16 protein-coding genes and 1 pseudogene are annotated in these 13,198 nt (G+C 37.0%); 4 read left to right on the plus strand and 13 right to left on the minus strand.

Translation table 11 applies throughout. The features are described from left to right. Positions 1 to 2: 2 nt before the first annotated feature. The 4 genes from EKL95_RS09150 to EKL95_RS09165 are packed head-to-tail and all read left to right on the plus strand — an operon-like array spanning position 3 to position 3,629. Positions 3 to 761, plus strand: coding sequence for a GvpL/GvpF family gas vesicle protein (locus EKL95_RS09150; protein WP_126564008.1), 759 nt, complete (start codon positions 3 to 5; stop codon positions 759 to 761). Between the two features lie 5 nt (positions 762 to 766). Then, positions 767 to 1,114, plus strand: coding sequence for a gas vesicle protein K (locus EKL95_RS09155; RefSeq protein WP_231507434.1), 348 nt, complete (start codon positions 767 to 769; stop codon positions 1,112 to 1,114). Between the two features lie 4 nt (positions 1,115 to 1,118). Next, the gene (gene dnaK / locus EKL95_RS09160; protein ID WP_126564009.1) at positions 1,119 to 2,924 is read left to right on the plus strand and encodes a molecular chaperone DnaK; all 1,806 of its coding nucleotides are present in this window, start codon (positions 1,119 to 1,121) and stop codon (positions 2,922 to 2,924) included. 12 nt (positions 2,925 to 2,936) lie between these two features. Beyond that, positions 2,937 to 3,629, plus strand: a complete 693-nt coding sequence (locus tag EKL95_RS09165) for a hypothetical protein (protein ID WP_233579300.1) — start codon at positions 2,937 to 2,939, stop codon at positions 3,627 to 3,629. A 366-nt stretch (positions 3,630 to 3,995) separates the two neighbouring features. Here EKL95_RS09165 and EKL95_RS09170 read toward each other — a convergent pair whose 3' ends face one another. From EKL95_RS09170 to EKL95_RS09230, 13 genes and pseudogenes are all read right to left on the minus strand, one after another. After that, complete coding sequence (locus EKL95_RS09170; protein WP_126564010.1) at positions 3,996 to 4,418, minus strand: SufE family protein; 423 nt, start codon at positions 4,416 to 4,418, stop codon at positions 3,996 to 3,998. Positions 4,419 to 4,423: 5 nt separating this feature from the next. Then, positions 4,424 to 5,680 (minus strand): cysteine desulfurase, encoded by a 1,257-nt coding sequence (locus tag EKL95_RS09175; RefSeq protein ID WP_317125156.1) that lies wholly within the window; start codon positions 5,678 to 5,680, stop codon positions 4,424 to 4,426. Beyond that, the gene (locus EKL95_RS09180) at positions 5,677 to 6,855 is read right to left on the minus strand and encodes a stage 0 sporulation family protein (protein WP_126564011.1); all 1,179 of its coding nucleotides are present in this window, start codon (positions 6,853 to 6,855) and stop codon (positions 5,677 to 5,679) included. Before EKL95_RS09180 ends, EKL95_RS09175 begins: the two co-directional genes overlap by 4 nt. A 5-nt stretch (positions 6,856 to 6,860) precedes the next feature. Continuing rightward, positions 6,861 to 7,313 (minus strand): OsmC family protein, encoded by a 453-nt coding sequence (locus EKL95_RS09185; RefSeq protein ID WP_126564012.1) that lies wholly within the window; start codon positions 7,311 to 7,313, stop codon positions 6,861 to 6,863. A gap of 21 nt (positions 7,314 to 7,334) precedes the next feature. Then, positions 7,335 to 7,904, minus strand: a pseudogene (locus EKL95_RS15415) (protein adenylyltransferase SelO family protein). Between the two features lie 196 nt (positions 7,905 to 8,100). Further along, entirely contained in the window at positions 8,101 to 8,322 is a 222-nt protein-coding gene (locus EKL95_RS09195) for a CDGSH iron-sulfur domain-containing protein (RefSeq protein WP_126554213.1), read from the minus strand. Positions 8,323 to 8,363: 41 nt separating this feature from the next. Continuing rightward, positions 8,364 to 9,233: a lipoyl synthase gene (gene lipA / locus EKL95_RS09200; protein WP_126554211.1), complete on the minus strand. Its 870-nt coding sequence runs from the start codon at positions 9,231 to 9,233 to the stop codon at positions 8,364 to 8,366. Between the two features lie 36 nt (positions 9,234 to 9,269). Then, positions 9,270 to 10,211: a WD40 repeat domain-containing protein gene (locus EKL95_RS09205; protein ID WP_126554209.1), complete on the minus strand. Its 942-nt coding sequence runs from the start codon at positions 10,209 to 10,211 to the stop codon at positions 9,270 to 9,272. Continuing rightward, positions 10,208 to 10,561 (minus strand): 4Fe-4S binding protein, encoded by a 354-nt coding sequence (locus EKL95_RS09210; protein ID WP_126462383.1) that lies wholly within the window; start codon positions 10,559 to 10,561, stop codon positions 10,208 to 10,210. Before EKL95_RS09210 ends, EKL95_RS09205 begins: the two co-directional genes overlap by 4 nt. A gap of 38 nt (positions 10,562 to 10,599) precedes the next feature. Continuing rightward, positions 10,600 to 11,064: an RrF2 family transcriptional regulator gene (locus EKL95_RS09215; protein ID WP_126554207.1), complete on the minus strand. Its 465-nt coding sequence runs from the start codon at positions 11,062 to 11,064 to the stop codon at positions 10,600 to 10,602. A 127-nt stretch (positions 11,065 to 11,191) separates the two neighbouring features. Next, positions 11,192 to 11,743, minus strand: a complete 552-nt coding sequence (locus EKL95_RS09220) for a BrxA/BrxB family bacilliredoxin (RefSeq protein WP_126554205.1) — start codon at positions 11,741 to 11,743, stop codon at positions 11,192 to 11,194. Between the two features lie 32 nt (positions 11,744 to 11,775). Next, positions 11,776 to 12,096, minus strand: a complete 321-nt coding sequence (locus tag EKL95_RS09225; RefSeq protein WP_126462392.1) for an iron-sulfur cluster assembly protein — start codon at positions 12,094 to 12,096, stop codon at positions 11,776 to 11,778. A gap of 10 nt (positions 12,097 to 12,106) precedes the next feature. Next, positions 12,107 to 13,195, minus strand: a complete 1,089-nt coding sequence (locus EKL95_RS09230) for an Mrp/NBP35 family ATP-binding protein (RefSeq protein ID WP_126554203.1) — start codon at positions 13,193 to 13,195, stop codon at positions 12,107 to 12,109. Positions 13,196 to 13,198: the final 3 nt, after the last annotated feature.

The raw sequence follows: 13,198 nt of genomic DNA on the forward strand, positions 1-13,198 counted from the left end.
AAATGAAAAAAATGATTTATTCCATATTATCCGTAAAAAGAAATCCAGAGAAGTTAAATGCTCTGCTGGTTGGGATGAAGGGCATTTCTGGTTCTGACTTATGTGCTGTTTCTTTTGGTGAAATTACTGCTGTAGTAAGCGATGTAAAAAGAGCTGAATTAATTGCAGATAGATCCAATGCTATTGAATATGCAGGTGTGATCGAAAACCTTGCGCAACAATTTACAGTTCTTCCCATGCGATATGGCTCAATAATGGAATCAGCCGAATTAATTAATAAAATGCTCGAAAGAAACTACCATGAATTTCAACAAAATCTCCATGAAGTTGAAAATAAGTATGAATTTGGGCTAAAGATTTTTTGTGATTCCGAAAAATTAAAATCAGAACTGAAGATAAAATCAGAGGCAGATACCCAAACAACCGAGAATTCTGCGACGGAAATCAAAAATTCAGTTTACAAGGATTATCTGGATAAAAAACTTAAAGAGCACAGGCTTGAGGAATTGATGCTAACTTATGTTAATTCGGTCATTGAAATGATCACTGGATACCTTTTCCGGTTAAACACCGTCAATAAATTCAAAAAAAGGGCAATAACAACAACAGCTATCATTGATGCCGTTTTCTTACTTGATATGGAGCGGAAAGATGGACTAATTCATGTAATTGGGGATTTGCAAAACCAATATCCAAGGCTTAACTTTGTCCTGACTGGACCTTGGCCTCCGTATAATTTTGTTGAAATCGCCATAAAATAATCGGTATGATAAGTGAAAATAAAATACTGTTTAATACCGGATCGCTTGATGAGCTTTCGGAGGAGATCGGGAAACTAACAAACAATGAAGAATCCAGGCTAAAGCTAGGCCCAGACAATGCTGATTCCGGCTTGGCAAAACTGGTACTAACCCTGGTTGAACTCATTCGTAAACTGGTTGAAAAGCAAGCTATGCGCAGAGTTGACGGGGGATCATTGACTGAAGATGAGATTGAACGGCTTGGTGAAACCCTTATGAAACTTGAACTAAAAATGGAAGAGCTGAAAAAGCACTTTAATCTTACCGACAGGGATTTAAACATCAATCTTGGCCCATTAGGCAATTTAATGTAATATAATGAGTAAAATTTTAGGTATAGATTTAGGAACCACAAATTCCTGTATAGCTGTTATGGAAGGTAATGAACCGGTCGTAATCCTTAACAGTGAAGGTAACAGAACAACGCCTTCTGTAGTAGGATTTACTGACAGTGGTGAGCGTAAAGTTGGTGACCCGGCAAAACGTCAGGCCATTAGCAATCCAGTAAACACGATTTTTTCCATTAAACGGTTTATTGGTGAATCATACGATCTGGTTGAGAAAGAGATTAGCAGATTGCCATATCAGGTTTCAAAAGGCGAAAATAATACACCCCGTGTAAACATTTCCGGGGAACTGTATTCGGCTCAGGAGATTTCGGCTATGATTCTTCAGAAAATGAAAAAAACAGCTGAAGACTACCTTGGACAAGAGATCAAGGAGGCGGTGATTACCGTTCCTGCCTATTTCAGCGATTCACAGCGGCAGGCAACCAAAGAGGCTGGTGAGATTGCAGGGTTAATAGTCAGACGTATTATTAACGAACCTACGGCGGCAGCTCTTGCCTATGGATTGGATAAAAGGCATACAGATATTAAGGTTGCAGTATATGACCTTGGTGGCGGAACTTTCGATATTTCGATACTCGAACTCGGAAATGGTATTTTTGAAGTGAAATCTACCAACGGGAACACTCACCTTGGTGGCGATGATTTTAATCAGCTGATCATTGACTGGTTGGTTGATGAATTCAGAAAAGACGAAGGTATAGATCTCCTTAGAGATTCTATGGTACTTCTGCGGTTGAAAGAGGCGGCCGAAAACGCAAAGATCGAATTGTCTGGATTGATGGAAACTGAAATTAACCTACCCTATATTATGCTGGTTCAAGGCATACCCAAGCACTTGGTAAAGAAGCTTACCCGTGCCAAATTTGAACAGTTGGTTGATAACCTGTTGCAGTCAACTATTCTATCTTGTCAGCAGGCACTTAAGAATGCCCGATTGAAGGTCTCCGATTTAGATGAAATCATCCTCGTTGGCGGATCAACCAGAATACCTGCTGTTCAAAAAATTGTGCGTGACTTTTTCGAGAAAGAACCTTCCAAAGGTGTTAACCCAGATGAAGTTGTCGCTATTGGCGCTGCCATCCAGGGTGGAGTTCTTGCTGGCGAAGTAAAAGATGTATTGCTACTTGATGTTACACCGCTTTCATTAGGTATCGAAACCCGGGGTGGTGTGATGACACGGCTGATCGAAGCCAATACAACCATTCCTACTCAGCAATCAGAAGTCTTTTCTACGGCTGCTGATAGCCAACCCTCTGTAGAAATACACATATTACAAGGAGAACGGCCAATGGCTAACGATAACAAGAGCATCGGGAGGTTTCATTTTGATGGAATTCCGCCATTCCATAGGGGTATTCCTAAAATCGAAGTTACCTTTGATATTGATGCTAATGGCATTCTTCATGTGACTGCCAAAGATCAGTTAACTGACAAATCGCAGCAGATTCGCATTGAGGCCTCTACCGGACTTTCGCATGAGGATATTCATCGGATGAAGGAGGAAGCCAGGCAACACGCTGTTTCGGATAGAGAGACAAAAGAAAAGGTGGTTCAAAGCAATCAAGCCGACACTCAGATCTTCCAAACGGAAAAACAGTTAAAGAAATTTGGGGATACAATTCCAGGTAACAAAAAGGCTGCTATTGAAAATGCACTTGAAGAGTTGAAATCAGCGATTAAAAACCGAAGTTTTACCGATATTGAACAGGCTATGGAAACTCTGAGTACCGTATGCCAATTGGCTAGTGAAGAGTTGAGTATAGATCAAAGCTAAAAACCTTTCACAATGAAGACACTAATATATGTTCCCATCATTCATACAAGTGCCGACATGGGATCCATGGCAGCCGAGCTAACCCAGAAGGGTATTGATGAATTTGGGAGAGAATTTTGGGAAACACATGTTGATACCGTTAACAAATACTGGGAGATAATAAGCCAATATTGTGATACTATTGGGCTTGGCGGAAAAGTTGTAAAAATATACCAGGATGGAATGGTTGCGGATGGAGAGATCGCAATAAAAATCATGGAAGATAGCATAAAGGCAGGAAGTAAGAACTATGAAATTATTTCAAGACTGGTCAAACGGGGAGCTATTATCGTGCAAACCGAGGATATTTCGATGGTTAAAAAAGAATTGGAAATGCTAAAATTGATACCCTCTTCCGGCCCATTAATCATGAAACTGATCAGGATTATTAGGTTTAAAATTAGCCGATCCAAACTGTTGAATCAACGGGATGAGTATATTGCTGGCAGGATTTCGGCAACACTCGGCCCAAATGAAACGGGTATAATCTTTCTTGGGGCTTATCATAATATTTTAGATAAACTGCCGAAAGATATAAGAATAAATGAACAAAAAGAAATCCATAAAGTAAGGGAATACCAAAAACTCCTTCCGTTCTATGCTATAAAAAAACAACGTTTTGAAGAACTCTCTCAGTACCTCATAAAACCTATAGTGAGCAAGTGACAGCAGGGTATTAACAAAGCCCTTATTTAGTATCTGATGGTGGAGAGAACAAATCAAAATTCTGGGTTTGGCTCTCCACTTTTTTATCAATAGTTATTACATTTATTTGTTATGTTGTATAAATAACCTTTATTTACCCAAGGTTGTTGCACTAAATTGTATGTTGTTCCTGATGTTGGGTTTGAAGCTCCTACCCCATCTTGTCATTCCGTCCACATATTCCAAGTATCTAAAGCTACTCCAACAAAAGGTTATCCTTTTCCCTAAGATGAAAAATATTATACTACACCAATACTTCCTACAAAACTTTTTGTTTCCAATAATTTCAGGATTTAATTCAATTCTTTATTAGGTTAAGAAAGTAGCTCAATCCTTGGCTTTGTAAACCACCGCATCAAGTTTCATTTGCTTTATCATGCTCTCCAATCCTCCGGCACGTTTCATCGAAAGCATGCTTTTAAATCCTATCCTTTCAATAAAATTAAGCGGGGCGTTAATAATTTCATCAGGTGTATGCCCTGAAAGTACATGAATCAACATGGCAACAAGCCCTTTAGCATAATCGGCATTTGCATCTGCATAAAAAATAATTTTACCATCTTTTAATTCACTATATAACCACACATGTGCCTGGCATCCTTTTATCATACGGTTATCCGTTTTCAATGAAACGTCTAATGGTTTTAGATTTTTACCTAAATCAATCAGGTATCCGAATTTATCAAACAGGTCCTCAAACTCCGAGAATTCTTCCACGAGTTCCTGCTCTATATTTTCTATTGTTTTCATCTCTATCATTTTTGGTTTATTCGTTTAATTGATTTCACAATTGCGTTTGCAAAAACATCTATTTCCTCCTTTGTATTATAAAATGAAAAACTTGCACGCACAGTCCCCGGAATTTGATAATGTGCCATTAGTGGTTGCGTACAGTGGTGCCCTGTTCGTACTGCTATTCCCTGCGCATCCAGGAGCATGCCTAAGTCAAGCGGATGGATCCCATCCACAACAAACGAAATTACACTTGCTTTTTCTTTTGCCGTGCCGATAATTCGCAAATTGTCAATCGCTGAAAGTTTTTCTGTAGCATACCCAAGCAGTTCGTGTTCATAAGTAGCAATATTTTCAAGACCGAGTACGTTGATGTAGTCCAGTGCCACTGCAAGACCAATTCCTCCTTCGATATTCGGAGTTCCTGCCTCAAATCGAAGAGGGGATTCTGCGTATTCTGATTTATCGAATGAAACTGTTTTAATGGTTCCGCCACCTACTTGATAATTCGGGAGTTTATTAAGCCATTCTTCTTTTCCGTAAAGTATTCCTACTCCTGTGGGAGCATAAACTTTGTGCCCGCTAAAACAATAAAAATCAGCATCTAAATCTTGCACATCCACTTTTATATGAGGGATTGATTGGGCTCCATCCACAAGCACAGGAATATTTTTCGAGTGAGCGATAGCAATCATCTCTTTTACGGGATTTACCGTACCAAGTGTGTTTGATACGTGTGTAATGGCGATCAGTTTTGTTTTTGCAGAAAGTAGTTTTTTATATTCGTCCATACACAATTCTCCGCTATCAGTGATTGGGACAACTTTAAGTACTGCATTTTTTTCTTCGCATAGCTGTTGCCATGGGAGAATATTACTGTGATGCTCCATCTCACTAACAACAATCTCGTCGCCAGCATTCACATACTTTTTCCCAAACGCAGTGGCTATAAAGTTGATGCTATCAGTAGTTCCGCTTGTAAAAATTATTTCGTGTTCCTGTTTAGCACCTATATGTTTTTGAACAGTAATTCGGGCATTCTCATATTCATCAGTTACATCCTGACTCATTCGATGAACTCCACGGTGAATGTTAGCGTTCTGCACCGTGTAATATTTTATGAGGGAATCAATCACTTGTTGCGGTTTCTGTGTAGTAGCACCGTTATCAAAATAAATCAATGGCTTATTATTCACCATCCTTGAAAGGATAGGGAAATCTTTTCGGATTTTATGAACATCCAAAAGAATTACTTTTTCTAAGTTTTTTGGCAGTTTCATTTATTCCTTTTTATATATTTATTTGTTCTTTTTTTTTCGAATCTTGTTAGACTATCTTGACCTACAACATTTACATAACCCAAGAAGTTATCAATAGCCGGTTCCTCAATTATGATTTCTATCTCTTCCTTTAAATCTTTCAGAATCATGCCTTCTTTAATTAGTGTTTGAATTTCTTTAACCCTTGAGATTTTTATAGGTATTAAATCATCTTCATTCGGGTAACTAAACCACATTATATTTTTTTCAATATCTGTTTTTTGACGGCTGGCGATACCTTTAAGCGTTTTAATTCTATTGAGATCATTGTCCTTCAAAGAAGATTTGTTGTTTTCTCGATCTTCTATTAAGCAACATTTGAATTCAGTCCATTGTTTATCTTTATTCCTGCCGTATAATGTAGCCCTAGTATTAAAATCTGTTAACCAGGCAGAATGACAAAACTCTCTTCCACAAGTACCGATACCACCTAAACGGGCGGCTTCCTCGAACAGGCTAATCTGACGCATTACTATTTTGATATGAAACGCTGTAGCCATTACCAGAATTAGTTCCCGGAAATCTACCCGTCCTTCAGCGGTATAATAGAAGGTGGCACTTGACTTATCCCCTTGATAATCAACATCACATATTTTCATCTTCAAGTCCAAATCTTTAGCTAAAATTCGGGCTTTATACATCGTTTCAGATTCCAAACCCTTCGCTGTTTTCCATTTTTCAATATCCGCTGATGTTGCCTTTCTATAGATTTTTTTAATGACTTCTTCCGTCTGGATATTGTGTTTTTTTAATTGCAACCTAACCAGTTCTCCTGTTAATGAAACATGACCTGTATCGTGTCCTCCAATGGTTTCAACAACTACTATATCTGTTTGTTTAAGAGATATATTTTCATGCTTCAAATAAAAATCTTTACGTCCTCCTTTAAATTTTACTTCAACAATGTTGAATGTTTGTTGATTGGGTGGCAATGGTATATCGGCAAGCCAATCATATATATTTAATTGACTATAACCACTGATTAGGGATGGTACATCATTTTTGTGTTTTGTAGTAGTATCCATAGCTATTGTATAAATTCCTTTTTCATGTTTGTCAATATATACTGTTTTGTTCCTTTTGCTGAGCATATTAAACTTTAATTTTTTATCTAAAATTAATTCACCTTTGCTCAATTACTTTAATAAACCGGTTCAACAATTATCTCTGTTAAAACCGAATTGGCTATAAAACATTCCCGGTGAGCACGGTGGTGCATTGCATTAATTATTGTTTTATCGGGTATATTATCTCCTTTAAAGCTGATGTTCGGCCTTAGATACACGGTTGTTACCGCCATTTTTAATTTCTCATTTTTACCCAGTATGGCTATTGCATTATCTTCATACATTGCCACCGTATATTTTTTCATGGAAGCTATAGCGAGAAATGTGAGCATGTGACAACTTGCAAGCGATGCGGCAAAGGCTTCTTCCGGGTTCACCAACTCTGACCTACCCAGATAATCTGGAGCAGCAGAAGCTTTTATTAAAGTTTCTCCTTCAAATTTCCACAAGTGACTGCGGTCATACGTTTTGTATGATAAATCATCTTCTTTGTTTTTCCAGTTTAAATAAACTTTATGTTCTGACATGTTTTTATGTTTTAAATTATTTTACACTATTTTATTTTTTTGCAAGAACTTAAGATGAACAGGAAACACTATAATTTTCTTTTCTGTAGGCGTTGGTTTTGAATACGATTCATATTCTGGATGTTCGGCAAATGGCGAATACAAAATTTCTAACCATTTTTTTAATTTTTCATTCCCTCCTTTTTCTACCTCCTCAATTATTTCCTGAGCAATATAATTTCTTAATACATACTTTGGATTTACGCGTTTCATTTCCATCTGGCGTTTCATTTCGTCAGATAATTCTCTTTTCAATCTTTGGTCATAAAGTGAAAGCCATAGTATCACTCTTGAGGCAGGAATTCCTAAACCGTACATGGTTTCTGAGCAAAGATATTCTCTGACTGATGAACGAATTACGGCTTTGCCATCTCCCATTCTGGAAAAAGAAGTTTTGCCTGATCCTTTAGTTTGTATTTCCCATCGCTTTCCATCAGAAGTTAAAATTTCGCACTAGGAAATTGCCCTGCCATCGCCTAACTGTCCGGCAAAGCTCCCAAATTGATGACCGGTATAACGGGTAGCAATTCTCTGCTCATTACTAATCTTGATTTAGCCATTTAACCATTTTTGTAAAATGGAATCACTAAGTGAATCAAGACCAAGTTCTTTTTTTAACACCATTACATGAATAAGAGTAGGATCTTTTAATGGGGTAAGCGCAACATGTTCATGCAAAAATGCAGGAAGTTTTTGGAAAGAATTATCAAATTAATAGCAACGTCGAACATGATGTTTGTTTAATATATTATTTTTTTGGAGGCAATCCAAATGCAACAGCCTCATGTTCAAAGTGTCCGTTATGAGCACCATCACAAAAAGGTTTATTTTTAGAAAGACCACAACGGCAAAGTGAAAGCATCTCTCGTCCTGCTAAATCATATACATTCCCATTTTTATCTACAATCTCAAAGTCATTTTCTATTCTCAGGGAACCATTATTGTTTACTGTAATTTTTGTTTTAGTCATAATTATTTTTGTGAGCGTAAATATTAAATCTATTTTATTTATTAAAACAAGTGTCTTTCTGCATGATAAGATGATCTTATTAATGGTCCGCTTTCAACAAAACGAAAACCCTTGTTCATGCCTATTTCTTTATACTTTGCAAATATTTCTGGCTTAATAAATTCTATAACGAGTAAATGGTTTTTAGTAGGCTGCATATACTGGCCAATAGTTAATATATCAACACCAACGCTTCTCAAGTCGTCCATAGTTTCATATATTTCTTCTTCTGTTTCACCTAAACCCAACATGATACCTGATTTAGTTTTCATCCCAGCTTCCTTTAATCTTTTGAGAACCTCAAGGCTTCTGTCATACTTTGCCTGTACCCTAACTTCTTTCGTTAATCTGCGTACGGTTTCAAGATTATGTGAAACTATTTCGGGATGCGCATTAATAATTCGTTGGAGATTTTCCCATTTACCCTGAAAATCCCCAATAAGCGTTTCCATGGTAATTCCCGGGCATGCTTTTCTTACTTCATTTACGGTTTCTTCCCATATCATAGAACCACCATCTTTCAAGTCATCTCTATCAACCGAAGTTATTACGGCATGTTTCAACTTCATTAGGCGAATAGATTCGGCCACCATCTTAGGTTCCTCCGGATCAGCAGGCAGAGGTTTACCAGTATTTACATTACAAAATCCGCAGGATCTTGTACAGGTATTCCCCAATATCATAAAGGTAGCCGTTCCATTTCCCCAACATTCACCCATGTTAGGACAACTGCCGCTTTCACATATCGTATGTAGTTTATGTTCGGATACTATTTGTCTTACTTCGGCATATTCTTTTCCTGTGGGTAGTTTTACACGAAGCCAATCTGGCTTTTTAGTATATTTACTTTCTTCTTCAATTATTTCTGACATAATCTAAATTTTAACCAATATTAATTTTTTATTTTATTACATTGGTATTATAATTCCCCATAGCATGATAGTTTTATCATCACCGGTTGAAATCAAATAATTATTAAAATCACTCCATAAAAGTTTATTTACCGAATGGGTATGGCCTCCGTGTTGAGACTTATCTATTCGATAGGGTAGTTCAAAGTTTTCTGCATCCCATATTTTAATTGTTTTATCTCTGCTACCCGTAGCAAAAAACTTTTTATCAGGACTGAAAACGATGCTGTAAATAGCGTAATTATGGGCAGGAATATGATGGATCAACGCATAATCGTTTTCAATATCCCATACATTCAAATAGGCATCTCTAGAACCAGACAAAAGGTATTTCCCGTTTGGATGATAGCGTACTGTATTTACCGAAAAATCATCAAGATGCCCCTTAAGGATTTTCTTTTCTTCATAGGTTTCAAAATCAAAAATTCGAATAGAACCATCACCGCATCCAATAGCTGCTTCTTTCAAAATAATATTAAAATCGATGCTACGGATATTTTTATCACAAAGTTTTAGAGCTGTTATCAATGAGAAATCATTGATTGACCAAACTGAAAGTGTACCGTCACCAGCTAAAACCCAAAAGCATTCTGTTTCTGGTAAATATTGGATATCAAAAATGTATTCCTTATGAAGCTGTAATAGTTTTATTTCCTTATTTTCTTTTAAGTCAATAACATGAATACCTCCTAATGACTGACCGATAAGTAATATATTTCTATCGGGAACATATTTCAATGCCATGGCTTTGGCAGGTAATTTCGCAACAACTTTGTTTTGTTGCTGGTCTTTCATATTCCATTCTACTACAAGGTTATCACTGCTGCCAGAGTAAAAAAGATGAGCTTCATGAGCAAATTCTAATGTGTAAATAGCACCTCCGTGTCCATTAAATTGACCTGTTTTTTCTATTTGTATTTTTGTAAGTGCAGTTATCATATAAGATGCATAAATTCTTTTTTGTGTAGTAATTCTTCTATTGTTTCTCTGTAATCCGGATCATCTACGCAGCAATCTACCGGACAAACTGCGGCACATTGTGGTTCATCATGAAAACCGACACACTCGGTACATTTATCAGTTACGATATAATAAAAATCCATAGAAACAGGCGTATTGGGAGTATCAACATCAACGGTATTACCTGAATTTTGTCCTGTGTAAAAGCCTTTGAGTGCGGTGCCGTCTGCATATCTCCATTCATCACCACCTTCATAAATTGCATTATTGGGGCATTCAGGCTCGCATGCTCCACAATTTATACACTCCTCTGTTATCATTATTGCCATAGTAATGAATTTTAGTAATCAAGATTTAATTTAATAATTTATTTAGCGCTTCCTTCTATAATATTTTGTAACACTCCGGAAACATCTTTTTCATTTTTCATCATGTCTGCCATAGTTACCTTATCTAGTAATTTATCCAGTGTAGCCTGCATCATTGACCATAATGATCGGATGGAGCAGTCTACAGAATTAGTGCATAAGGTCATTATTCCTGAATGACTATCACAGAATTTTTTATCGAACAACTTTCCGCTCAAAGCTTTTAATGTGTCATTTACTGTTATAGCGGCAGCAGGTTTTGCGAGTACATACCCACCCATGTGGCCTCTTGTACTGTTAATTAATCCCTTTATGCGAAGTAGTCGGGTTAATTTAGCAACATAGTTAATAGATAATCCTTCTGCTTCACTTAGCTGACGAATGCTTAGTCCTTTCTCATCTGTGCAACGGGTTATCCTTACCATTATTCTTAATCCATATTCTACCTGAGCTGTTATTTTCATAATTGTATTATTTAATTAGTTTGTGTATTTAATTTACTATTACAGACAAAGTTCGCAAATAAAAAAGTAGCTTACTATTGCAAATTTATTATAAACCATAAACACAAACTAAATAGACACAAACTATTTAGTTTTTATCCTTACCTAAATCAGTATAACAACCGTATTTGCCTTGAGTAATATTTTCAAAATCTTTTGCAGAAATTGACGGCCCTGTATTACTGCATTCGTTGTTAAAAATAGTCACCAATTGGCTGGCAATACTTTCTGCTGTATGTCCGTCAATATCGGAACGTTTAAAAATTGCAACTGGCTCACCATTTCTAAAAAGGGCAATGTGGGGTGAAGAGGTGTGATGATTTGCAAGATATTTATTCCTGTACCAGTCAATTGCATCTTTTTCCATTCCGCCAAACAGCGTGTAAAGCTCATCAGGGATACTACTGTTTTGCAACGCCATCATTACTCCTGGTCGTCCACTACCTGCCGAACAACCGCATACAGAGTTGATTACAACAAGTATCGTTTTGTCATCATTTCTGTCTAATGCCTTATCTACATCTTCAGGGGTTAATAATTCTTTGCAACCTACAGCTGTTAGTTCCTCTCTCATGGGCTGAACATAAACGGCATCATAGCTGGGTTGTTGCGTGATTTTGGTTAAATTAGATTGTTCCATTTTTTTAATGATTAATTTTGTTATTGTTTAATTTACATCATTCCAGTTTCAAATTTAGCCGTCTCGCTCATCATGTCTTTTGACCAAGCGGGATCCCAAGTTACTTCTACATTAGAGCTGCTAACTCCAGGAATATTCCTAATCTTTTCTTCCACTTCTGGAGGAAGTGTTCCCGCTACCGGACATGAAGGGGAGGTTAGTGTCATTATGGTATGCACATTGGCTTCATCATCAATGTTGATTCCATATACCAATCCTAAATCATAAATATTGGTAGGTATTTCTGGGTCGAAACAGGTTGTTAGAACCTCTATGACTTTTATTTCCAATGCTATTTTAGCTGCTATTTCCATTTTTTAATTGTTAGTTGTTAGTCTTTACAGCTTTAATGTCTTTTACGCATTCCATTACTTTTAGGGCTAAGTCTTTAAATATTTTGCTTTCAATCGTATTTTCATTTAATGCTGCTGGCGCTCCAACATCTCCTGCTTCCCGTATTCTTGTTATTAAAGGAATTTGACCCAATAATGGAACATTCATTTCTTCTGATAATTTTTTTGCACCATCCTTTCCAAATATGTACTCTTTTTTATCAGGATTACCTTCCGATATATAGTATGCCATATTTTCAACCAATCCAAGCACCGGAACATTAACCATTGGCATCCTGAACATATCGATACCTTTTCTGGCATCAGCCAAAGCTACTTCTTGTGGTGTACTAACTACAATAGCACCTGTAAGCGGAATTTTATCTACCAGCGTAAGATGAATATCACCTGTGCCTGGCGGAAGATCCACAAGCAGATAATCTAAATTACCCCAATCTGCATCCTGAAATAATTGAATAAGGGCTTTGGAAACCATAGGTCCACGCCATGGAAGTGCCTGCGATGCTTCCGTAAAAAAACCAATAGATAAAACTCCTACTCCATGAGATACAATTGGTTCTATTAGATTTCGACCAGAATCATTTGAAACTTCAGGCTTTCTATTCACTAAGTCAAACATGAGTGGCATTGATGGCCCATAAATATCGGCATCTAATAAGCCCACTTTTGCACCTAATTGGCTTAATCCCACTGCAAGATTGGCGGAAACGGTAGATTTACCTACACCACCTTTCCCGGAGGCAATAGCAATAATATGTTTAACACCAGGCAATATTGTTCTAAGTTCAGGAGCTCTATCCTTAAAACCAGGTAGGGCTTGCATATCTATATCCACCTTAATATCCGTACCTAATGCTTGCAAAAGGCTATCCATACAAGCCTCTTTTACTATCTTTTTACTATTCATAGTAGGGCTGCTAATCTTAACGATAAAGCTGATGATGTTCCCTTCAACATGAATATCATTCACTAATCCTAATTCAACAATACTTCTCTTGAGGTCAGGCTCAACGACGTTAGTCAGTATTTTTAGAATATCCTCTTTAGTTATTTCAGGCATGTC

This window comes from Flavobacterium sp. LB2P53 (genome assembly GCF_003970305.1).
Classification (GTDB): Bacteria; Bacteroidota; Bacteroidia; order Flavobacteriales; family Flavobacteriaceae; genus Flavobacterium.